This is a genomic window from Blastococcus sp. URHD0036, from assembly GCF_000701365.1.
In the GTDB taxonomy this organism is placed as follows: domain Bacteria; phylum Actinomycetota; class Actinomycetes; order Mycobacteriales; family Geodermatophilaceae; genus Trujillonella.
Map to the genome: position 1 here is coordinate 203,560 of NZ_JNIK01000011.1, position 22,036 is coordinate 225,595.

A 22,036-nucleotide genomic window follows, 5' to 3' on the forward strand; every position below is an offset into this window, starting at 1 on the left:
ATGGCCGATGTGTCGGACCTCGTGCGCCGCCGACTGTGGGAGCTCCGCCGCAGCCCCCAGGAGGCCGCCCGCCGGTCCCGCTGGGTGATCCCCGCCGAGGTGCTGGAGCTCATGGCGCGGGGTGGCAGCAGCTTCGTCTCGGAGGGTCTGGCCCGCCCGCTCGCCCGGGCACTGGACGTCACCGAGACCCGGTTGCGCCGAGTCGCGGGGCTTCCCGACGTCCCCGATCCGCGGGTCGACATCGACACCCGCCCCCATCTCAAGGTGGTCGGGCAGGAGCGCTGAGCGCCTCCGGGGACGGCTGGGGACACCGGGACCGGCGGGGTGGGACGGACCCGTCCCGGCCCGGCATGACGCTCGCCACACCCGCCGGCACTTCGCGCGCGAAAGCGCTGGTCAGGACCGCGTGACCGGACCCCCATACGTCGTCGACGGGTGGGCACGCAAGCCAGATCGGGTTGGGCGTGTCCTGTCTCCGGACGGCAGGATGGGCTCCGACATGGGGAGTGCAGCACGAGCGGAGGCGGTCGCCCCGCAGACCACCAGCCGGCCGCTCCGCGCATGGCAGCAGGCCGCGCTCGGCCAGTACGAGGAGCAGTCGCCCAAGGACTTCCTCGTCACCGCGACCCCCGGCGCCGGGAAGACGACCTTCGCCCTGACGCTGGCCGCCCGGCTGCTGTCGCGCCGCGAGGTCGCCCGCGTCGTCGTCGTCGCCCCGACCGACCACCTCCGCCTGCAGTGGGCCGAGGCTGCCGACGCGATGGGCATCGTCCTCGACCCGAACCTGACCAACGCCGTGGGGCCGGTCCGCGCCGGCACCCAGGGGTACGTCACGACCTACGCCCAGGTCGCCGGCAAGCCGATGCTGCACGCCGCCCGCGCCAGCGCCGTCAAGTCGCTGGTGATCCTCGACGAGGTGCACCACGCCGGCGACGGCCTCTCCTGGGGCGAGGCGGTCGAGGAGGCCTTCGGCATGGCCGCGCGCCGGCTCTGCCTGACCGGGACGCCGTTCCGTACGAAGCCCGACGAGCGCATCCCCTTCGTCCGCTACGAGGAGGACACCTTCGAGGGCGAGGCCGGCGGGCTGGTCAGCCGCGCCGACTACACCTACGGCTACAAGGAGGCGCTGGCCGACAGCGTTGTCCGTCCCGTCGTCTTCGCCGCCTACACCGGCACCTCGCGCTGGCGGAACTCCGCCGGCGAGGTCGTCGCCGCCTCGCTGTCGGAGGCCGGCACCAAGTCGGTGGAGATGCAGGCCTGGCGCACCGCCTTGGACCCCAAGGGCCAGTGGGTGCCGCACGTCATCGCCGCGATGGACGACCGGATCACGCACCTGCGCGAGGAGGGCGGCATGCCCGACGCCGCCGGCCTGATCCTCGCCAGCGACCAGGACGACGCCCGCGCCTACGCCAAGATCGTCCGGCGGGTGACCGGCAAGGCGGCCGAGCTGATCCTCTCCGACGACCCCAAGGCGTCGAAGAAGATCGAGCGCTTCGCCACCGGGTCGGCCCGCATCGCCGTCTGCGTCCGGATGATCTCCGAGGGCGTCGACGTCCCGCGCGCCGCGGTCCTCGCCTGGATGACGTCCTACCGGACCCCGCTGTTCTTCGCCCAGGCCGTCGGCCGCGTGGTGCGCGCCCGCGCCACCCACGAGTCGGCGACCGTGTTCCTCCCGGCGGTGCGGCCGCTGCTGTCGCTGGCCGCCTCCATGGAGGAGCAGCGCAACCACGTCATGCCGCCGCCGAAGAGCCAGCCCGACGAGGAGCTCGAGGCACTGGACCTGCCTCCGCGGGAGCCGCGCGAGGGCGAGCTGAAGCAGTGGGAGGCGCTCGAGGCCGACGCCCGGTTCGCCCACGTGCTGCACAGCGGGACGGCGCACACCGGCGAGGGCTCCGGCCCGACCGTCGTCGTCCGCGAGGAGGACGAGGAGTTCCTCGGCATCCCAGGGCTGCTCACCCCGGCGCAGACGGCGGAGCTGCTGGCCAAGCGGGACGACGAGCTGCGGCTGCGCGTCGCCGCGAGCCACCGCGCCGACGACAGCGACTTCATGATCGTCGACGACCACCCCGACGAGGACGACGCCGGCCGCTCGTGGCGGGACGCCGCGGAGCTCCGGCGGGAGATCAACCGCCTGGTCAGCCGGGTGTCGGCGAAGACGTCGACGCCGCACGCGGTCGTGCACACCCAGCTGCGGACGCAGGTGCCCGGACCGCCGTCGGCCTCGGCGTCGGTCGACGTCCTCCGCGCCCGCCGGGAACGCCTCCGCACCATGCTGTGAGGCCCGTTGCGGGTCGAACTCGCGCCTCGCGGGTCCTGCAGGACGGTCAGAGCACGAGGAACACCCGCGACGGGACGACTTCTGCGGTGTTGTGCCGGCGATTGCGGTGCTGCAGCACCGCAGAGGCGCGAGGAACACCGTAAAGAGCGGGGGCCGGGCGCCCGGCGGGTCAGCCGGTCGGCTCGTCGACCGGCAGCAGGCCACGCGCCGCGGCGATACCCACCGCCTCGGTGCGGCTGCGGGCGCCGAGCTTGGCCAGGATGTTGCTGACGTGCACGCTCGCGGTCTTCTCGCTGATGTAGAGCTCGCTGCCGACCTGCCGGTTCGTGCGACCGCGGGCCAGCAGCGCCAGCACCTCCACCTCCCGCGGCGTGAAGACCGTCGCCGCGTCCGGCACCCGGCCCAGCCCCGGCAGTTCGACCGCGAGCCGGCCGCGCCGGGCCAGCGCCTCGACCGCCTGCTGCAACGGTGCGGCACCCAGACGAACCGCGACGTCGCCGGCCTGCTGCAGCTCGGTCGCAGCCGCCTCCCGGTCCCCGGACGCCAGCAGCGCCTCTGCCAGCCGCCACCGGGAGCGGGCCTGCTCGTAGACGTGCCCGTAGCCGAAGCCGTCCACCACCGCCCGCCACGCCGCCGCGGCCTCCCGGCCCTGCAGGCGCTCCCACTCCGCCTCGACCCGCGCGAGCCACGCCGCGGCCTCCGGCCCGTACTCCCCCACGTCCCGGCGGTGGGCCTCGACCGCTGCGCGCGCGTGCTCGACAAGCGCCTCGCCGCGGGCCGTCCAGCGCGGTGCCTGCTCCGGGTCGCCGCCCGCCCGGACCGCGTCGGCCAGCGCGCCGAGTGCCAGCGCCGCCAACCGGACGGCGGCCAGGCTGTTGCTGCCCCACAGCGCGCGGATCTCAGCGATCGCCCGCTCCGCCTCGGCGGCGGCCGCGTCGGCGTCCCCCGCACGGGCGGCGAGCTCGATCGCGGGTCCGACGGTGGCCAGCAGCAGGAGCACGTGCGCCTCCATGCGCGCGGCCAGCGCACGGGCGCCGGCCAGGCGCTCCCCGGTAGAGGGGTCTCCACGGCCGGCCAGCACCAGCAGTCCGGCAGCCCGCACGTGCGCCGCCATGTCCGGGACGCGGGACAGCCGCTCGGCCAGCTCGAGGCTGCCGTCCCAGTCGCCGGTGACGTACCGCGCCACCACACCGAGGTGCCGGATCTCCGCGGCGTAGAACGTCCAGGGCAGGCCGAGCGAGTCCGCGCGCGCCAAGGCCGTGTCGATCCAGCGCAGCGCCGTCGCGACGTCGCCGGCCTCGTACGGGACGGTGGCCAGGTTGAACAGCACCCGGATCTCGACGTCGCGGTCCCCGGAGCGGCGGGCTCGCGTCAGGGCCTCCTCCAGCCGCCCGGCGACGGCCGCCGGCGACCCGCCCCGCCCGCGGGCCGAGGTCACCGCGGTGTCGGCCCACGCGTCGTCCAGGCCCAGCGCGTCGGCGGCGGCGAGCGCCTCCTCGGCGGCGGCGTCCCCCTTCTCCCACCGGTCGACGTCGTAGCAGGTGCGCGCGTGGGTGGCGGCGGCCCAGGTCCGCACCACCGACGGCGGGGACATCGGCACCAGCTCCATCGCCCGGGAGCTCTCCCGGTGGGCGGCGACCGAGTCCTCGATCCGCCCCAGCACCTGCGCCAGCGTGTAGTGGACCCGGGCCCGGGCGGCCGGATCGCCCTCCGGCCCGAGCAGCTCCTGGGCGGCGCGCAGGAACGCCACGGCCCGGTGCAGCTCCCCGCCCGACCGTGCCGCGGCGGCCGCGTCCATGAGCACGCCGACCTGCGGCCGGCCGGTGAGGTCGGCCGCGCCGGGCACGGCCGGCCAGAGCGCGAGTGCTGCCTCCAGGTGCTGCAGGCGCTCGGCGGGCGCGCCGACCCGCGCGGCGTCCGCCGCCGCCTCCAGGGACGCCGTGAGCGCCGTGGTCAGGTCGTTGCTCTCCCGCGCGTGGTGCGCCCGCTCCGCCGCGGTGCCCGCGCCGGGGTGGGTGGCCAGGTGGACCGCCACGGCGGCGTGCAGGCGGACCCGCTCTCCCGGCAGCAGGTCGGCGAGCACGGCCTCCCGGAGCAGGGCGTGCCGGAACCGGTACCGGCCGTCGGGCGAGATCACCAGCAGGTGGCGGTGCACCGCCTCGGCCAGGGCCTGCTCCAGCTCGGCCGGGGGCACCCCGGAGACGGCGGCGACGAGCTCGTGCCGCACCTGCCGGCCGGCCACCGCAGCGGCGCGCAGCACCTGCTGGGCGGCCTGCCCCAGCTGCTCGACGCGGGCGAGCAGCACGTCGGCCAGGCCCAGCGGCAGACCCTCGCCGGCCAGCCCGGCGGCGACGAGCTCCTGGGCGTAGAAGGCGTTGCCCTCCGCGCGTGCCACGACGTCCTCGACCGTCGCCTCGGGCACGTCCGCGGCGAGGTCCCGGACGAGCTGGCCGACGGCGGGGGCGGGCAGCGGGGTGAGGTCGAGACGCTCGACCCCCGGCAACCGCACCAGCTCGGCCAGCAGCGGCCGCAGCGGATGCCGGCGGTGCAGGTCGTCGGCCCGGTAGGAGGCGACGATCGCCACCGGTTCCTCGGACAGCCGGGCCAGCAGGTAGCGCAGCAGGTCACGGCTGGACTGGTCGGCCCAGTGCAGGTCCTCCAGCACGAGCACCAGCGGGGTGTCGGCCCCCAACCCGGCCAGCAGCGCGGCGACCGACTCGAACAGCTGGAGCCGGCCGTCGTCGACCGGGACGAGCGCGGCGCGGTAGGGCGACGTGCGGCCGGGATCGCCGACCTCGCGGGGGTGCTCCGCTCCGTGACCCGGGCGCCCGGCCAGCAGGCCCGTCAGCGCCGGGGACTCCGCTACGGCCGGGTCGCCGGCGACCGGGCGCACCAGGTCGACGAAGGGCAGGTAAGGCAGGCCGACGTCACCGAGGTCCACGCAGTGCCCGGTGAGCACGCGCAGACCGCGCGCGGTGGCGCGGGCGCACAGCTCGTCGAGCAGCCGGGTCTTGCCCACCCCGGCGTCGCCGGCCAGCAGCACCCCGGCCGCGTTCCCGGCGGCGCCGCGTTCCACCGACTCCAGCAGCCGGGCCAGTTCGACGTCCCGGCCGACGAGCGGACGGTCCTCCCACTGCGGCACGCCCGGCATGGTGGCACGAGCTGCCGACGAGCCCGACCGGGTTCCCGTCAGTCCGCCCGCCGGCGCCGCCGCGAGAACCACGGATTGCGCCGGGTGCGGGTGCCGCGGCCGAGCTCCGACAGCAGCTCGCGGCGGTAGGCCAGCTCGGCCTCGAGGCCGGGGTTGGGATAGGCGCTGTACACGGCCGACTCCTCGTGTCGTCTCGTTCGCGGACGAGACCGACGCTGGTCCTGAGGGGTGCGGCGGGACATCGGCAGACCACGCATGCCCGGCGCCGGGAGACGACTGAGGCCCCTCAGGGGAGTTCCTGAGGGGCCTCAGCCGTACTGCGCGGTCAGGGTCCGGACCGGGCTCTGGTCGCCTCGCGGCGAAGTTGCACAACGCGGCTCCAGGCCCCCGACCGAGGTCGGGGCGGTAGTCCACGAAGGCGGTATCCAATTGGCACCCGGGGACACAGATAGCCCGGTCCGGACGACGTCCAGGCTACCCCTCCGCGCCCCGGGACGGGCCGGCTCAGTTGAATCCGCGGTCGTCCTGCTTCAGCGCGGTGTCGACGGTCAGCGCGGAGGCGATGACCATGCTGGCCAGCGGCTCGGGCAGCTTGAAGTGCACCTGGACGACGTACTTGTCGGCCGTGGTGAACAGCGTCCGCGCCAGCCCCTCCCAGTTCTTGGTGATCCGGGCGATCTCCGTGCCCCCCGCGTCGGTCACCGCGAAGTCCCAGGCCCGCCAGTTCTCGGCCTGGATGCCGCCGACCACCTGACCGCCGGCGACGAGGTCGAAGCGGATCTTGCCGAACACGTTGGCCTGCACGATCTCGCCGATCGGCTGCCCGTTCGGCCGCTCGACGAGGACCCGCGACTTCAGGACCTTCGCCGGCCGGGTGAGCACGAGGACGACGCCGGAGGAGTCGCGGACCTCGAGCCGGTGGGTCAGGAACTGGTCGAGGTTGGAGACGAAGCGCATCGCCTTCTTCAAGCCGCTCTGCCCGACCTGGACGACGGCGCCGATCTGCTGGCCCTGGGCGTCGAGAACCGCGTACTCGTTGGTCAGCTCGATCAGCTTGGTCTTCTGGTTCACCACGAGGACCGACTGGTCGTACAGCGAGGGGCCCGAGCCCGCGGGGACGTGCTGCACCGGGGACTGCGGCGCCGCGGGCGGTGGCGGGGGCGGGGTGGCCGCCGGGGGCGCAGGGGCCGGCGTCGGGGCTGCCTGCTGCTGGACGTGCTCGGTCCAGCCGCGGCCGTCCCACCAGCGCATGCCGCCGCTGCCGCCGGGATCGGGGAACCAGCCGGGGGGCGGAGGGGGTTGCGTCACGCCGCGGGAGTCAACACCACCGCGACGGAGAAGCGCCGCCCTGGCCCCACGGCTCGCCGGTCGGGCGCGTGCCAGACTCGGCCGCGTGGCCGATCCGACCGCCGCCGAGGCCGCCGTGCTGTCCGCCGTCGACCAGGCCTGGGCCACCGACCGGCTCGCCCGCCTGGTCGCCGTCCCCTCCGTCGGCGGCACCGCGGCCGAGGTCGAGGTGCAGCACCTCGTGGGCGACTGGCTGGACGAGCTGGGCTGCGACGTCGACCGCTGGCCGATCGACCTGGCCGCGGCGGCGGCCGCCCCGGACGCGCCGGGGCAGGAGGTCCTCCGCGAGGAGGCGTGGGGCATCGTCGGCACCCTCCCCGGCCTCGACGACGGCGACCCGGCCCTGGTGTTCTGCGGGCACACCGACGTCGTCCCGCCCGGCGACCAGGAGAAGTGGGACGGCGATCCGTTCGTGCCCCGCATCGAGGGCGGCGAGCTCCACGGCCGTGGCGCCTGCGACATGAAGGGCGGCCTGGTGTCCGCGCTGGCGGCGCTGGCCGCCATCCGGTCCGCGGGAGTGCGGCTGGCCCGGCCCGTGGCGGTGCACGCCGTCTCCGGCGAGGAGGACGGCGGGCTCGGGGCCTGGGCCACCCTCGCGCGCGGGCACCGCGGCGATGCCTGCGTCATCCCCGAGCCCACGGCCGGGTCGATCACCACCGCCGCGGCGGGCGCCCTCACCTTCCGGCTCCGGGTGCACGGCGCTGCGGCGCATGCGGCGATGCGCGACCGCGGGGTCAGCGCCGTCGAGCTCTTCGCCGCGCTGCACGCCGACCTGCTCGACCTCGAGGCGCAGCGCCAGCTCGGCGCCGACCCGCGCTTCGGCGAGGCCCGCTACCCGTTCGGGCTGTCGATCGGCACGGTGCACGCCGGCGACTGGGCCAGCACCGTGCCCGACCTGCTGGTCGCCGAGGGCCGCTACGGCGTGCGGCTCGGCGAGCCGGTGGCGGCCGCGAAGCAGGCCTTCACCGACCGGGTGGACGCCTTCTGTGCCGCGCACCCGTGGCTGGCCGCGCACCCCGTGGAGGTCGAGTGGACCGGCGGCTCCTACGCCAGCGGCGAGCTGCCGCCCGGCTCGGCGCTGCTGCCGGAGGTGCACACCGCGCTCGCCGACGCCGGTTCCGGCCCGGTGCCCGAGCGGGCGGTGGCGGCCGGGACCGACCTGCGGCTCTACACCGCCGCCGGCATCCCGACGCTGCACTACGGCCCCGGCGACCTGCACCTGGCGCACGCACCGGCCGAGCGGGTGCCCCTGGCGGAGGTCGTCACCGCGGCCCGGGCGTTCGCGCTGCTCACCCTGCGCCGCTGCGGGGTGGCATGACCGACCTGATCGGCTTCGACGCCTGGGTCGAGCTGGCCGGCGACTCGCCCACCTCCCGCACGGAGTGGGCCGCGGTCGTCGACGCCTGGGGCCAGCCGCACCGCCGGTACCACGACCTCGCCCACCTGGCCGCCGTCCTCGGCATCGTCGGGCGGCTGGCGGACGCCGCCGGCGACCCGGCCGCGGTCCGGCTGGCCGCCTGGTACCACGACGTCGTCTACGACCCCCGGCGCGGCGACAACGAGCAGGTCAGCGCCGAGCGGGCCCGCGCGGGGCTGCGCGGCCTGGTCCCCGAGGAGCGGATCGAGGAGGTCGTGCGGCTCGTGCTGCTGACCGCCGGGCACGACGCAGCGCCGGGGGACGCGAACGGCGCCGTCCTCTGCGACGCGGACCTGGCCGTGCTGGCCGGCCCGCCGGACGCCTACGCAGCCTACGCGTCGGCGATCCGCGAGGAGTACGGCCACCTGTCCGATGCGGAGTTCACCGCGGGCCGGATCGCCGTCCTCGAGCACCTGCTCGGCCTGCCCACGCTGTTCCGGCTGCCCGCGGTGGCCGCCGGGTGGACACCGCGGGCGCGGGCCAACCTGACCGCCGAGCTCACCCTGCTGCGGGGCCGGGCCGCTGGGGCGGGCGGGGCTTCCGGAGACGCAGTCCCGCCCCCGCCAGCCGGCTGAGCAGCTCCCGCGACCCGACCGGCAGCGCCCCGGCGGCCACCGCGTGCTCGTGCAGCTCCTCGGGGACGTCGTAGTGGTCGCCCTGGAACGCCCGCCGCGGGATGCCGAGCTCGGCGGCCACGAACGCGTGCAGCTCGTCGTAGGACACATCGCTGACCAGGTGCGACCAGCGCCGGCCGCGCCAGGGCCACACGGGGCTGTCGATGAGCACCGCCACCAGGCACCCTCCCTCCATGGACGACGTCGAGGTGCGCGCCTCCCCCATCCTCCCCGTGGCCGACCTGCGGCATGCCCTGGAGCACTACGCGTCCCTGGGCTTCGTCGTGAGCGAGCACGACGGGGACTACGGCTTCGCGGCCTGGCGCGGGCTGGAGCTGCACCTGGTGCGCTCCGCCGACCACGACCCAGCCCGCACCGCGACCGCCGTGTTCCTGCACGTCCGGGACGCCGACGAGGTGGCCCGCGCCTGGGCCGGTGCCCCGGGGACGACCGCGCCCACCGACCGGCCCTGGGGAGTGCGCGAGGGGGCGCACGTCGACCCGGACGGCAACCTGCTCCGGTTCGGCAGCCCGATACCGTCGGCCGGGTGAGTGCAGAGATCCGCTGGGGCGTCGTCGGTCCGGGCCGCATCGCCGAGAACGTGCTGCCGGACTTCGCGCACGTCGAGGGGGCGCGGGTGACCGCGGTGGCCTCCCGGTCGGCGGAGCGGGGCGCCGACTTCGCCCGGCGGCACGGCATCCCCCGCTCGCACGGCTCGTACGCGGAGATCCTCGCCGATCCCGACGTCGACGTCCTCTACCTGGCCACCCCGCACGCCCAGCACGCCGCCGTGGCCCTGGGTGCGATCGCGGCCGGCAAGGCGCTGCTGGTCGAGAAGGCCTTCACCGCGACGCCCGAGGGAGCCACCGAGGTGGTGGCGGCAGCGCGAGCGGCCGGCGTCTTCGTCATGGAGGCCATGTGGACCCGGTTCCAGCCCGCGGTGGTCGCGCTCCGCGAGCTGATCGCCGACGGCGCCATCGGTGAGGTCCGGTCCGTACAGGCCGACCTCGGCGTCGCCCGCGAGTACGACCCGGCCGACCGGCTGTTCGCTCTGGAGCTCGGCGGTGGCGCGCTGCTCGACCTGGGCGTCTACGTGGTCTCGTTCGCGCAGATGCTGCTGGGCACGCCGGACACGGTGGCCGTCGCCGGATCGACCTTCCCGACCGGCGTCGACGCCGAGGCCGCGCTGCTGCTCGGGTACGCCGACGGCCGCAGCGCGACCCTGACGACCTCACTGCGGTACCCGACGCCCGGGGCGGCGCGGGTGATGGGGACCGGTGGCTGGATCGACGTCCGGCCGCGCTTCCACCACCCCGACACGATCGTGCTGAACCGTTTCGGCGCCGAGCCCGAGACGATCACCCGGCCGCCGCTGGGCACCGGGTACAGCCACGAGCTGATCGAGGTCACCCGGTGCCTGCAGGCGGGTGCCACGGAGAGCCCGGTCATGCCGCTGGCCGACACCGTGGCGGTGCAGGACGTGCTCGGCCGGGCCGCCCGCGCGCTCGGCGTCGAGCACCGCGAGGACCCGTCGCCCCTCTAGAGGTCCTTCACGATTCAAGTTCTGCGTCGTGCTGCCGATCACACCGGTATGCCGCTGATCACGGGTCTCGCCGCCCTGGCCGCCAAGGTCGCCTCCGCCTCCACCGTCGCGCAGGTGTCTGCCGGCGTGGGCATCGCCGTCGCCGGGGTGACCGGCGCCGGCTTCACCGGTGCCCTGCCGGATCCGATCCAGAACGGCGTGGCGTCGGTGGTCGAGGGCGTGACCCCGCTCGACCTGCCCGACTCGTCCGACGACGACGCGCGCCCGCACACCGTGGCCGACGACGAGGCGGAGACCGACGACTCCGGCATGGACAGCCCCGACGACCTGGACGACAGCGACGAGGACCCGCCCGCCACGGGCACTCCGACCGCCGTCCCGAGCGCGACGTCCTCCCCCGACGACTCCGACGGCCGGGTCGACGGCACGCACGCGCCGCGCCCGACCCCGGCCGGCCCGGCGGCTCCGCGGACCGGCAACTCCGGCCCGGGCAGCATCTCCAGCGGGTCCGGCAGCACCAGCGGGTCGGGCAGCGGACGCGACCACCCCGAGGACGACGACCACACCGCCGGGCCCACGGCCGGCCCCACCTCCGCATCGCCGTCCGGCGCCGACGACTCGGGCTCGCACGACGTGGACGACGACTCCGACGACGACTCCGGGCACCACTCCGGGTCGGGTCACGACGACGGCGACTCCTCGGGACACGGCTCCGACGACGACTGAGCCGGCGTCCGCTCCTCCCCCGTCCAGGCGGCTCCGGTCGCCTGGTCGCGGGTGGGCACGCGGGTCGGCGTCCGGCCGGCCCGGCGGACCGCCTCGGCGAACCCGACCGCGTCGACGACGGCGTTCCCGCCCGGGTCGTTGTTGAAGTAGACGAGCACGTCCTCGGTGTCGCCGTAGGTCGCGGCGAGCCGGTCGGCCCAGGTCTGCAGCACCGCAGGCGGGTACCCCCACCCCTCGGCGCCGGTGTGGAACCTCAGGTAGCCCCAGTCGGTGGTGCGCCACAGCGGGGCGATCGGCCGCTCGGCCCGGTCCGCCCAGCACAGCGCCGCGCCGTAGCGCTCGAGCAACGCCCGGATCTCGTCGGTCCACCAGCTGTCGTGCCGCGGCTCGACAGCGACCCGCACGGTCGGGGGGAAGCAGGCCAGGCACTCCTGGAGCAGGGCGGCGTCCGCCTTCAGCGTCGGCGGCAGCTGCAGGAGGACGGCGTCCAGCCGCTCCCCCAGGCCCGCTGCCCGCTCCATCAGCCGGGCCACCGGCTCCTGCGGCTCCCGCAGCCGCTTGATGTGGGTGAGGAACCGGCTGGCCTTGACCGCCCAGCGGAAGTCCGGCGGGGTGCGCTGCCGCCACGCCTCGAAGGTGTGCTGCTCGGGCAGGCGGTAGAAGGCGGCGTTGCTCTCCACGGTGGCGAACAGGGCTGCGTGGTGCTCGAGCCAGAGCCGCTGCGGCAGCCGCTGCGGGTAGAGCCGCCCGCGCCAGTCGCGGTACTGCCACCCCGACGTCCCGATGACCACGCTCACCGCGACCGCCTACCCGGGTCCGGCGGCACCGACGCGTGACGGTCCCCCGTCCGGGGCACAGGCTGCCCGTGTCCGCTCCCGACCTGCCGCCCACCGTCTTCGTCGTCTTCGGCGCCACCGGGGACCTCGCCCGCCGGATGGTCCTGCCGGCGTTCTTCGAGCTCGCCCGCCTCGACCTCCTCCCCCGGGACTGGCGGCTGATCGGCAACGGCCGCGGCGACGTCTCGCACGTGGACTTCGCCGACCTCGTGCACGACGCCCTCGAGGAGTTCGGCCCGCTCGGGGACGGCGATGACGATGCGGCGGACTCCTGGCCGGCGTTCGCGGAGCGGCTGCGCTTCGCCGGCGGCGGGTTCGACAGCGACGACCCCGGCAGCCTGCTCGACGTCCTCGCCGAGGCCCGCGAGGACCTGGGGGACGGCGTGCAGTACGTGCACTACCTCGCCGTCCCGCCGTCGGCCTTCGACGGGCTGACCCGCGGCCTGGACGCGCACGGCCTCACCGAGAACGCCCGCGTCGTCTACGAGAAGCCGTACGGCACCTCCCCGGACTCCTTCCGGGAGCTCGACGAGCTGGTCCTGTCGGTGCTGGACGAGGAGCAGGTGTTCCGGATCGACCACTTCCTCGGCAAGGAGGGCACCCAGGACCTGCACGTGCTCCGGTTCGCCAACGGCATGTTCGAGCACCTGTGGAGCCGCGAGCACGTCGCCCAGGTGCAGATCGACGTGCCGGAGGAGCTCGACGTCGCCCAGCGCGCCACGTTCTACGACGCCACCGGCGCGGCCCTGGACATGCTGGTCACCCACCTGTTCCAGCTGGCCGCGGAGGTGGCGATGGAGCCACCCGTCAGCCTCGCCGCCGCCGACCTGCTGGCGGCGAGGGAGGGCGTGCTCGACGCGTTCCGCCCGCTGGACCCCGACGACGTCGTGCTCGGGCAGTTCGAGGGCTACACCGACATCGAAGGAGTCGACGACGACTCGGCCACCGACACCTTCGTGGCCGCCCGGCTCTGGGTCGACACCGACCGCTGGCGCGACGTGCCCTTCCTGCTGCGCACGGGGAAGCGGATGGCCGCCAGCGAGCAGCGGGTCAGCCTGTGCCTGCGGACGCCCGACGGTCCGCTGGACGACATCCCGGGCCAGGGCAACGTGCTGACGCTGTCGCTGTCCGGCTCGGGCGCCGTCGAGCTGCGGCTGGTCGCCAAGCGGCCCGGCCCGGGGCTGGAGCTGTCCACGGGGACGGCCGTGCTCCAGCTGTCCGACGTCTCCGGCGGCACGCCGCTGCCGCCCTACGTCTCCCTGCTGCACGACGTCGTGACCGGCGACCGGTCGCTGTTCACCAGCAGCCAGGGCCTCGCCCGGGCGTGGGCGGCCTTTGCCCCGCTGCAGCAGAAGCCGCCGGAGGTGCAGCCCTACGCCCCCGGGTCGTGGGGCCCGGAGGCCGCCCTCGAGCTGCCCGGGCCGTGCGGCTGGGTCCTGGGCCCGGCCCCCGAGCAGGACTGAGCCGGAGACGCCGACAGGGGCGGCCCGCCGAAGCGGACCGCCCCTGCCGGGACGTGCTGGGTGCTACCGGGAGGCAGCGGCGGGACTCAGAAGTCCATGCCGCCCATGCCGCCGTCGCCACCGGGCATGGCCGGGGCGTTCTTCTCCGGCTTGTCGGCGATGACGGCCTCGGTGGTGAGGAAGAGCGCCGCGATGGAGGCGGCGTTCTGCAGCGCCGAGCGGGTGACCTTGGCCGGGTCGATGATGCCGGCCTTGATCAGGTCCACGTACTCGCCGGTGGCGGCGTTGAGGCCCCAGCCGGTGTCGGAGTTGCGGACCTTCTCCGCGACGACGCCACCCTCGAGGCCGGCGTTGATCGCGATCTGCTTCAGCGGGGCCTCGAGCGCGACGCGCACGATGTTGGCACCGGTCGCCTCGTCACCCTCGAGCTCGAGCTTGTCGAACGCGACGGCCGTGGCCTGCGCGAGGGCGACGCCACCACCGGCGACGATGCCCTCCTCGACGGCGGCCTTGGCGTTGCGCACCGCGTCCTCGATGCGGTGCTTGCGCTCCTTGAGCTCGACCTCGGTCGCGGCGCCGGCCTTGATGACGGCGACGCCACCGGCCAGCTTGGCCAGGCGCTCCTGCAGCTTCTCGCGGTCGTAGTCGGAGTCCGACTTCTCGATCTCGGCGCGGATCTGGTTGACGCGACCGGCGATCTGGTCGCTGTCGCCCGAGCCCTCGACGATCGTCGTCTCGTCCTTGGTGACGACGACCTTGCGGGCGCGGCCGAGCAGGTCGACGCCGGCGTTGTCGAGCTTGAGGCCGACCTCCTCGCTGATGACCTGGCCACCGGTGAGGATGGCGATGTCGGTCAGCATGGCCTTGCGGCGGTCACCGAAGCCGGGGGCCTTCACCGCGACGGACTTGAAGGTCCCGCGGATCTTGTTGACCACCAGGGTCGCGAGGGCCTCGCCCTCGACGTCCTCGGAGATGATCGCCAGCGGCTTGCCCGACTGCATGACCTTCTCCAGCAGCGGGAGCAGGTCCTTGACCGAGCTGATCTTCGAGTTGACGACGAGCACGTACGGGTCGTCGAGGACGGCCTCCATGCGCTCGGTGTCGGTCACGAAGTAGGGCGAGATGTAGCCCTTGTCGAAGCGCATGCCCTCGGTGAGCTCGAGCTCGAGGCCGAAGGTGTTGCTCTCCTCGACGGTGATGACACCTTCCTTGCCGACCTTGTCCATCGCCTCGGCGATGAGCTCGCCGATGGCCGGGTCGGCGGCGGAGATCGACGCGGTGGCGGCGATCTGCTCCTTGGTCTCGACGTCCTTGGCCGTCGAGAGCAGGTACTCGGTGACGGCCGCGACGGCCTTCTCGATGCCCTTCTTCAGGGCCATCGGGTTGGCGCCGGCGGCGACGTTGCGCAGCCCCTCGCGGACGAGGGCCTGGGCGAGCACGGTGGCGGTGGTGGTGCCGTCACCCGCGACGTCGTCGGTCTTCTTGGCGACCTCCTTGACCAGCTCGGCGCCGATCTTCTCCCACGGGTCCTCGAGCTCGATCTCCTTGGCGATGCTGACACCGTCGTTGGTGATCGTGGGAGCGCCCCACTTCTTCTCCAGGACGACGTTGCGGCCCTTGGGGCCGAGCGTCACCTTGACGGCGTCGGCGAGGGTGTTCATCCCTCGCTCGAGACCGCGGCGCGCCTCTTCCTGGAAGGCGATCATCTTGGCCATGTGGTGATGTCCTCCATGCATGGATCACTGCAGGTCGGGTGGGCGCCCGCGACGGACGACATCGGGGGGTGGCAGGCACTCTTGGCCCGCATCCCGCTGCCTCACCGTTCCGACCTGATTGGCACTCGGCACTGTCGAGTGCCAATCCGAGTCTGGCACTCGCCCCTGCCGAGTGCAAGAACGGGGGTTCCGGGCGAGCTGTTCCCGCAGCCGCCGCGACAGGCATGGGAAGCAATCCCCACGTCTTCGGGCGCCAGACGTGGGGAGAGCTTCCTATGCCTCGCGGTCGAGGACTCCCGCCACCGGACACGACAGAGGCCCGGCTCCCCTCTCGGGGAACCGGGCCTCTGTGAGGACTCCCGGACTCAGACGGCGCGGACGGCGTCGGCCTGGGGACCCTTCTCGCCCTGCACGACCTCGAAGCTGACCCGCTGGCCCTCGTCGAGGCTCTTGTAGCCGTCCATCTGGATGGCCGAGTAGTGGACGAAGACGTCCTGGCCGCCGTCGACGGCGATGAAGCCGAAGCCCTTCTCGGCGTTGAACCACTTCACGCTGCCCTGTGCCACGTGTGCTCCCACGTTCGTGCGTGCGGACGGATCTCCCGGATTCCGGGAGCCGGGTTACTCGCTCTTCCGCCCGTCGGGACACGTGCGTGGAACTCGAACCGCGCGGAAGGCTACGACAAGGAGACCTTCGACACAGCCGATCGGCGTGCGACGCGGCCACGAGCACGCGGACTTTCCGGTCTCGCCACCCGATCGGGTGACGGGACCGGGCCGTCTAGGTGATGAGCCCGGCCGCCCGGACCGACCTGAGCGAGGGCTCCACCCGGTGCGTCGGGCCGACGACGGGCTCGAGCGGGTCGAGGGTCTTGAGCCCCTCGCCGGTGTTCAGGACGACGGTCTCCTTCGCCGGGTCCAGCCGGCCGTCGGCGACCAGCTGCCGGAGGACGCCGATCGTGACGCCGCCGGCGGTCTCGGCGAAGACGCCGGTGGTCCGGGCCAGGTCGCGGATCCCCTGCACGATCTCGTCGTCGCCCACCCGGCCGACCGAGCCGCCGGTGCGCCGGATCGCGTCCAGCGCGTAGGGGCCGTCGGCGGGGTTGCCGATGTTGAGGGACTTGGCGATGCCCGTCGGCTTGACCGGCTTGACGACGTCCCAGCCGTTGTCGAAGGCGGTGGCGATCGGGTCGCAGCCGGCCGACTGGGCGCCGAAGATCGTCCACTCCGACGCCTCGACGATGCCGGCGGCGACGAGCTCCTTGAAGGCCTTGTCCACCTTGGTGAGCAGCGAGCCCGACGCCATCGGGATGACCACCTGGGCCGGGATCCGCCAGCCGAGCTGCTCGGCGATCTCGTAGCCCATCGTCTTGGAGCCCTCGGCGTAGTAGGGCCGGACGTTCTGGTTGACGAAGGCGCAGTCCTCGAACTCGTCGGTCTCGGCGAGCTCGCTGGTCAGCCGGTTGACGTCGTCGTAGGAGCCGTCGACGGCGACCAGCGTCTGGCCGTAGACCGCCGACTGCACGACCTTGCCCGGCTCGAGGTCGGAGGGGATGAAGACGAAGGAGGGCAGGCCGACGCGGGCGGCGTGGGCGGCCACCGAGTTCGCGAGGTTGCCGGTCGAGGCCGCGGCGATCTTCGTGTAGCCGAGACCCTTGGCAGCGGTGGCGGCGAGGCTCACCACCCGGTCCTTGAACGAGTGGGTGGGGTTGGCCGAGTCGTCCTTCACCCACAGCCCGCCGGTGAGGCCCAGCTCGGTGGCGAGCCGGTCGGCGCGCACCAGCGGGGTCATTCCCGGGTCCAGCGAGACGCGGCCGGCCGGGTCTTGGCCCACGGGCAGCAGCGCGACGTAGCGCCAGATGTTCTGCGGGCCCGCCTCGATCTGCTCGCGGGTGACCGCTCGCATGATCTCCGGGTCGTAGTCGACCTCGAGCGGGCCGAAGCACTCGGCGCACGCGTGCTCGGCGATCAGGCCGAAGGTGGCGCCGCAGTTGCGACAGACCAGGCCGCGGGCCGGACACGGGGCGACGGGGCCGCCCTCGCTGGAGTCGGCCTGCAGAGAACCGGGAGCGGTCAGAGTCATGCGACGACTACCTCCTCATCTTCCCCGCATCGGGCCGTCGAGCCGCGCGGGACGGAATTGGCACCTGCCGATGGGCGCAGCTCGGGAGCTGCGTCATCGCGGTTGCCGGGGCTTCATCGGGCCGTGTCCCTCTGCCCCTCTGGATGAGTGGAACGCGGTCATGCTACCCGCGTCCGGGCGGCCCTCCCCGCGCGGCCAGACTGCTCGCGTGGCTCCCCGCATCGTCTACACCGACCTCGACGGCACGATGGTGGGGCCGCGTGGCTCCTTCTGGCACACCGCCGGCCGCGACCTCACCGCCGACCCGGCCACCGCGCTGCTCGAGCTGCACCGCGCGGGGGTCGCGCTCGTGCTGGTCAGCGGGCGGACCCTGGAGCAGGTGATCGAGGCCGGGCGGATCTTCGCCGCGGACGGCGCCATCGCCGAGCTGGGGGCGGTGGTCAGCTGGAACTCCGGCCGCGACCGGCACCTGCTCACGGGCGCGATGCCCGACCACCATTCCGGCCGGACACCCATGGACGTCTTCGCCGAGACCCGCGTGGTGGAGGACCTGCTGGCCCGGCACGCCGGCCGGCTGGAGTGGCACGCGCCCTGGCACGCGACGCACGAGAGCGACGCCCTGCTCCGCGGCCGGGTCGATCCGCTGGCCGTCGACGCCGAGCTGGCCGAGCAGGGGTACGAGTGGCTGACCCTCAATGACAACGGCGCCATCCGTGCGGGGTCGCACATGACCCTGGACGCCGACCCGGCGCCGCCGCACGTCTACCACCTGATGCCCCGCGGCATCTCCAAGGGCGCGGCGATCGCCTGGGACCTCGAGCGGCGCGGCATCGACCCGGCCGACGCCGTGGCGATCGGCGACAGCGTCAGCGACCTCGAGATGGCCCCCGCCGTCGGCCGGCTCTGGATCACCGCGAACGGCGCCGCGGTCGACGGGATGCGCGCGCGACTGGACGCCGTCCCGAACGCCGCGGTGACCGACGCGCCCATGGGCGAGGGCTGGGCCCAGGCCGTCCGCGCCTCGCTGTAGCGGAGTGCGGGAGCGCAGGTTTCCTGCGCTCCCGCACTCCACTCAGGAGGTGACGTCGCGGCGGGCGAAGTGGCGGAAGCCGAGCGCGGTGAAGACGGCCGCGTAGACCAGCGACTGGACGACGCCACGGAACAGGTCACCGGAGTCGACCGGCGTCTGCAGCAGGTCGGTCCAGGCGAACTCCCCCGCGGTCGGGAACCAGTCGCGGATCGAGCCGAGCTGCTCCACCTGGTCGAGGATCGCGAACACGAACATCGTGAACACCGCACCGCCGACGGCGGCCAGGGGCGCGTCGGTGATCGTCGAGAACCAGAAGGCCAGCGTGCCGACGACGAGCAGGTGGACGGCGAGGTAGCCGACCATCCCCGCGAGCCGCAGCATCCCCTCGCCCTGGTCGAGGGTGACCCCGAGTGGCGTCCGGATCGCGTCGAACCCGAAGGCGATGCCGCCGGCGACCACCGCCACGGCGGTCAGCACCACGAGGGCGCCACCGGACAGCAACAGCGCGGCGGCGAACTTCTGCCGCAGCAGCCGCATCCGGGGCACCGGTGTCGCGAGCGTGTACCGCAGTGACCCCCAGGACGCCTCGCTGGCGACGGTGTCGCCGAAGAACAGCGCGTAGACCACGACCAGGAAGAACCCGGTGGTCGCGAAGAGCACGAACAGCGTGAAGTTCAGCCCGCTGGAGGTGGCGACGTCGACCAGGTTCAGCCGGCTGTTCTCCTGCGCGTCGTCGCTCGCCCCGAACTTCAAGGCCGCGATGAGGATCAGCGGCAGCGCCACCATGAGCGCGAGCGCGCCGAGGGTGCGCCGCCGCTTGAACTGCCGGCGCAGCTCCACCGACAACCGCAGGGTGCGCTCCGGCCGGTAGCCGGCCACCGCTCCGGTCGGCTGCACGTGCTCCGGAGCGGTCACGACTCCCCCACCAGTGCCAGGAACGCGTCCTCGAGCCGCCGCCGCGGGGTGAACTGGTCGACCGCCAGGTCCGCGGCCACGAGCGTCTGCAGCGCCTGCGCCCGGGTCGTGCCCTCGCCGAGGTCGGCGACCAGACCGTCGTCGGTGCGCTCGGCGGTGACCCCGGGCAGCGACTGCAGGACGGCGATCGCGCGCTCGGTGTCACCGGCGGCGACCCCCACCAGGACCTGACCACCGGTCCCGACGATCTCCTCCACGGTGCCCTGGGCGATCTTCTGCCCCTTGGCCATGACGACGACGTGGCTGCAGGTCTGCTCGATCTCGCTGAGCAGGTGGCTGGAGACGATGACCGTGCGCCCGGTCGCCGCGTAGGAGCGCAGCACCTCGCGCATGGCGTGGATCTGGGGCGGGTCGAGGCCGTTGGTCGGCTCGTCGAGCACCAGCAGGTCGGGCAGGCCGAGCATCGCCTGGGCGATCGCGACCCGCTGGCGCATGCCCTGGCTGTAGCGGCGCACCGGCCGGTCGATCGCGGCGCCCAGGCCCGCGACCTCGGTCGCCTCGTCCATGTGCGCGTCCGCGTCGGGCCGGCCGGTCGCCGCCCAGTACAGCCGCAGGTTGTCCCGGCCGGACAGGTGCGGCATCAGGCCGGTGCCCTCGACGAAGGACCCCAGCCGGGAGAGGACGGGAGCGCCCGGGCCGGCCGAGTGCCCGAAGACGCTGATCCGCCCCTCGGTGGGCCGGATCAGCCCCATGAGCATCCGCAGCGACGTCGTCTTGCCGGCGCCGTTGGGGCCGAGCAGGCCCAGGACCTGGCCGCGCCGCACCTCGAACGACAGGTCCCGGACGGCGACGAAGCCGTCCTTGTAGGCCTTGGTGACCCCCTCGAACCGCAGCGGCACGTCCTCGCCGTCGGGCTCCACCCGCGACGTCCGGCGCCGCTGCCGGCGACCCCACAGCCGCGCGGCGAGCCAGCCGAGCAGGGCCAGGGCCGCCAGCACACCGAGCAGCACCCACCAGCGGGCGCTCCCGCTGGTGCCGACCGGGGTGCCGTCGACCTCGGGCACGGCGAGCACCGCGCCGTCCCCATCCGCGAGCGCCACCGAGTACACCGCCGGCTCCGCCGGGAGGGCGAACGCCTGGTCGGTGGTCGAGACGAGGACGCGCAGGATGTGGCCCACCTCGAACCGGTGCACGATGCCGGGCAGGGTCACGGACACCTCGGTCGGCGTGGCCGGATCGGTCGATATGCCGCTGAGCCGCACCGGCGCGACCAGGCCCGACGGCAGCGTCAGGCCGCCGTCGGGATCGACGTCGTAGAGCTTGGCGAAGAGCACGGCCTCACCGCGGGGCGAGGAGACCGCGAGGTCGACGGTGGGGGCGCCGACGACCTCGACGGCGGCGGTCAGCGGCCGACTGGCGAAGGTGGCGAACTGTCCCGGGATCTCGAGGGTCGTCCCGCCCAGCGCCGCGGTCACCGCGCCGAGCCCCGGCACGGTGGTCAGCGCCGCGGGTGCCCCGCCGGCCGGGGTGACGACCGGCTGGGCCGGCCCGGAGAGCGCGACCGCGTCGCGTTCGGCCGGCCGGTCGCCGGCCAGGCCCGGGTACGCCCCGGCCACGACGGTCCGCGCGGCGCTGCCGCCCTGCACGGTCAGGCCGCTGGTCGCGACGCCGGTGGGTGCGGGGAACTCGAAGCCCGTGCCGGGGTCGCTGCCCCGCGCGGGGTCGCCCTCGTCGCGCAGGTACCAGGAGAACCAGTCCGCGACCTCGTCGCGCAGCCCGGCCGCGGTCCGGTCGGAGCCGCTGTCGTCGTGGCCGCCGTCGTACCAGACCACCCGCACGGGAGTGCCGTTGGCGGCGATCCCCCGGGCGTTCGCGTCGGCCTGGCCGAGTCCGAACAGCGAGTCCCGGGTGCCCTGGATCAGCAGCGTGGGCGCGGAGATGCGGTCCAGCACACCGGCCGGACTGCTCCGGTCGAGGACCTCGGCGATCTCCGGCGTCAGCGTCCCCGTCGCGGCCGCCTGCTGGTAGGCCGTGCAGACGTCGGCGCGGAACCGGCCGCAGGTCAGGAACTCCTCGACGGCGGCCGGGTCCAGCGTGCCCGGGTCGATGTCGGTCAGGTCCGGAGCACCGACCTGGTCCGCTCCCCCGCCGCCCAGGACGTCGAGCAGCCCGCCGCCGGTGGGCACCGAGCCGACGCCGAAGAACAGCCCGGCCCACAGCCGCTTGAAGACCCCGCCCTCGCCCTGCGGCGTGGCCGCCACCGTCGCGGCGTCGACGGTGCCGGACGAGTTCGGGAAGAGCGCGGCCGACAGCGAGTTCCAGGTGATCTGCGGGGCGATCGCGTCGACGCGGTCGTCGTAGGCCGCTCCCAGCAGGGAGAGCGCCCCGCCGTAGGAGGCGCCGGCGACGCCCACCCGCGGGTCGCCCGGCCCGTCGAGCAGGACGTCGTCCCGGTCGGCGAGCAGGTCCAGCAGCGTGGAGAGGTCGGCGACCTCGTAGCGCGGGTCGTCCAGGCCGATCCGGCCGGTGCTGGCGCCGAAGCCGCGCGCGGAGAACGTGAGGACGACGAACCCGCGCCCGGCGAGGTCACGGGCGTCGTCGGCCACCGACTCCTTGCTGCCGCCGAAGCCGTGCGCGAGGACCACCGCCGGGGCGGGGTCGTCGCCGTCGGGCAGGTAGAGCGTGGTGTCCAGTTCCACCGCGTCGTCCCCGGTCCCGGACGCGACCGTGGCGTCCTCGGTGCTCACCCCGGCCGCGGAGGCGGACGCGGGGACGACGAGCAGGGCGCCGGAGAGCAGGAGCGTGAGCAGGGCGACGAGCGTCGACCGGGCGCCGGGGCGCGGGCGGGGACGATCGGGCCCGCGGGGAGGGCGCACGGAGCGGCCAACGGACGGCGTCACGGGAGTGTTCCGCCGGCGC

The 22,036-nt window shown here is 74.4% G+C and carries 19 protein-coding genes and 1 riboswitch; of the genes, 9 read left to right on the top strand and 10 right to left on the bottom strand.

Features of this window, described 5'->3' with window-relative positions; translation table 11 throughout:
* Together N555_RS28225 and N555_RS0107985 are read left to right on the top strand one after the other, a co-directional pair.
* The gene (locus N555_RS28225) at positions 1-285 is read left to right on the top strand and encodes a hypothetical protein (protein WP_029430968.1); all 285 of its coding nucleotides are present in this window, start codon (positions 1-3) and stop codon (positions 283-285) included.
* Positions 286-499: 214 nt separating this feature from the next.
* Positions 500-2,278 (top strand): DEAD/DEAH box helicase, encoded by a 1,779-nt coding sequence (locus tag N555_RS0107985; protein ID WP_029430969.1) that lies wholly within the window; start codon positions 500-502, stop codon positions 2,276-2,278.
* Between the two features lie 169 nt (positions 2,279-2,447).
* Here N555_RS0107985 and N555_RS29075 read toward each other — a convergent pair whose 3' ends face one another.
* The 3 genes from N555_RS29075 to N555_RS0108000 all read right to left on the bottom strand — a co-directional run bounded on the left by N555_RS29075 (position 2,448) and on the right by N555_RS0108000 (position 6,737).
* The gene (locus tag N555_RS29075; protein WP_029430970.1) at positions 2,448-5,429 is read right to left on the bottom strand and encodes an ATP-binding protein; all 2,982 of its coding nucleotides are present in this window, start codon (positions 5,427-5,429) and stop codon (positions 2,448-2,450) included.
* A 38-nt stretch (positions 5,430-5,467) separates the two neighbouring features.
* On the bottom strand, positions 5,468-5,602 hold the full coding sequence (locus N555_RS28940; protein WP_255347345.1) for a hypothetical protein: 135 nt from the start codon (positions 5,600-5,602) through the stop codon (positions 5,468-5,470).
* Between the two features lie 331 nt (positions 5,603-5,933).
* Positions 5,934-6,737, bottom strand: a complete 804-nt coding sequence (locus N555_RS0108000; protein ID WP_029430971.1) for a phospholipid scramblase-related protein — start codon at positions 6,735-6,737, stop codon at positions 5,934-5,936.
* 85 nt (positions 6,738-6,822) lie between these two features.
* Between N555_RS0108000 and N555_RS0108005 the strand changes: the two genes are divergently transcribed.
* Positions 6,823-8,094, top strand: coding sequence for an ArgE/DapE family deacylase (locus N555_RS0108005; protein ID WP_029430972.1), 1,272 nt, complete (start codon positions 6,823-6,825; stop codon positions 8,092-8,094).
* A complete protein-coding gene (locus N555_RS0108010; protein ID WP_051683842.1) occupies positions 8,091-8,768 on the top strand; it encodes an HD domain-containing protein in 678 nt (225 codons plus the stop codon). Before N555_RS0108005 ends, N555_RS0108010 begins: the two co-directional genes overlap by 4 nt.
* Here the strand turns inward: N555_RS0108010 and N555_RS0108015 are convergent.
* The gene (locus N555_RS0108015; RefSeq protein WP_029430974.1) at positions 8,692-8,985 is read right to left on the bottom strand and encodes a DUF4031 domain-containing protein; all 294 of its coding nucleotides are present in this window, start codon (positions 8,983-8,985) and stop codon (positions 8,692-8,694) included. The genes N555_RS0108010 and N555_RS0108015 overlap by 77 nt on opposite strands.
* Before the next feature lie 16 nt (positions 8,986-9,001).
* Between N555_RS0108015 and N555_RS0108020 the strand changes: the two genes are divergently transcribed.
* Genes N555_RS0108020 through N555_RS0108030 form a run of 3 tightly spaced genes read left to right on the top strand, consistent with a single transcriptional unit; the run spans position 9,002 to position 11,076 of the window.
* Positions 9,002-9,358 carry a bleomycin resistance protein gene (locus N555_RS0108020; protein ID WP_029430975.1) on the top strand — a complete coding sequence of 119 codons (357 nt, stop codon included), beginning with the start codon at positions 9,002-9,004 and terminating at the stop codon, positions 9,356-9,358.
* Positions 9,355-10,350, top strand: a complete 996-nt coding sequence (locus tag N555_RS0108025; RefSeq protein WP_029430976.1) for a Gfo/Idh/MocA family protein — start codon at positions 9,355-9,357, stop codon at positions 10,348-10,350. Before N555_RS0108020 ends, N555_RS0108025 begins: the two co-directional genes overlap by 4 nt.
* Positions 10,351-10,398: 48 nt before the next feature.
* On the top strand, positions 10,399-11,076 hold the full coding sequence (locus tag N555_RS0108030; protein WP_029430977.1) for a hypothetical protein: 678 nt from the start codon (positions 10,399-10,401) through the stop codon (positions 11,074-11,076).
* Here the strand turns inward: N555_RS0108030 and N555_RS0108035 are convergent.
* Positions 11,031-11,873: a DUF72 domain-containing protein gene (locus N555_RS0108035; RefSeq protein ID WP_029430978.1), complete on the bottom strand. Its 843-nt coding sequence runs from the start codon at positions 11,871-11,873 to the stop codon at positions 11,031-11,033. The genes N555_RS0108030 and N555_RS0108035 overlap by 46 nt on opposite strands.
* Before the next feature lie 68 nt (positions 11,874-11,941).
* Between N555_RS0108035 and N555_RS0108040 the strand changes: the two genes are divergently transcribed.
* The gene (locus tag N555_RS0108040) at positions 11,942-13,375 is read left to right on the top strand and encodes a glucose-6-phosphate dehydrogenase (protein WP_231502649.1); all 1,434 of its coding nucleotides are present in this window, start codon (positions 11,942-11,944) and stop codon (positions 13,373-13,375) included.
* Positions 13,376-13,461: 86 nt separating this feature from the next.
* Here the strand turns inward: N555_RS0108040 and groL are convergent, their stop codons facing one another.
* The 3 genes from groL to thrC form a co-directional block, all read right to left on the bottom strand.
* Entirely contained in the window at positions 13,462-15,090 is a 1,629-nt protein-coding gene (gene groL / locus N555_RS0108045; RefSeq protein WP_029430980.1) for a chaperonin GroEL, read from the bottom strand.
* Between the two features lie 365 nt (positions 15,091-15,455).
* On the bottom strand, positions 15,456-15,656 hold the full coding sequence (locus N555_RS0108050; protein ID WP_029430981.1) for a cold-shock protein: 201 nt from the start codon (positions 15,654-15,656) through the stop codon (positions 15,456-15,458).
* Between the two features lie 214 nt (positions 15,657-15,870).
* Positions 15,871-17,172: a threonine synthase gene (gene thrC / locus N555_RS0108055; protein ID WP_029430982.1), complete on the bottom strand. Its 1,302-nt coding sequence runs from the start codon at positions 17,170-17,172 to the stop codon at positions 15,871-15,873.
* Between the two features lie 12 nt (positions 17,173-17,184).
* Positions 17,185-17,322, bottom strand: a riboswitch (SAM riboswitch).
* 58 nt (positions 17,323-17,380) lie between these two features.
* Here thrC and N555_RS0108060 point away from each other — a divergent pair.
* Positions 17,381-18,202, top strand: a complete 822-nt coding sequence (locus tag N555_RS0108060; RefSeq protein WP_029430983.1) for an HAD-IIB family hydrolase — start codon at positions 17,381-17,383, stop codon at positions 18,200-18,202.
* Positions 18,203-18,244: 42 nt separating this feature from the next.
* On the opposite strand, the gene N555_RS0108065 is transcribed toward N555_RS0108060, so the two are convergent.
* Both N555_RS0108065 and N555_RS0108070 read right to left on the bottom strand, forming a co-directional pair.
* Positions 18,245-19,117 (bottom strand): ABC transporter permease, encoded by an 873-nt coding sequence (locus N555_RS0108065; RefSeq protein ID WP_029430984.1) that lies wholly within the window; start codon positions 19,115-19,117, stop codon positions 18,245-18,247.
* Positions 19,114-21,993 (bottom strand): alpha/beta fold hydrolase, encoded by a 2,880-nt coding sequence (locus N555_RS0108070; protein WP_029430985.1) that lies wholly within the window; start codon positions 21,991-21,993, stop codon positions 19,114-19,116. The genes N555_RS0108065 and N555_RS0108070 overlap by 4 nt, the downstream gene beginning before the upstream one ends.
* Positions 21,994-22,036: the final 43 nt, after the last annotated feature.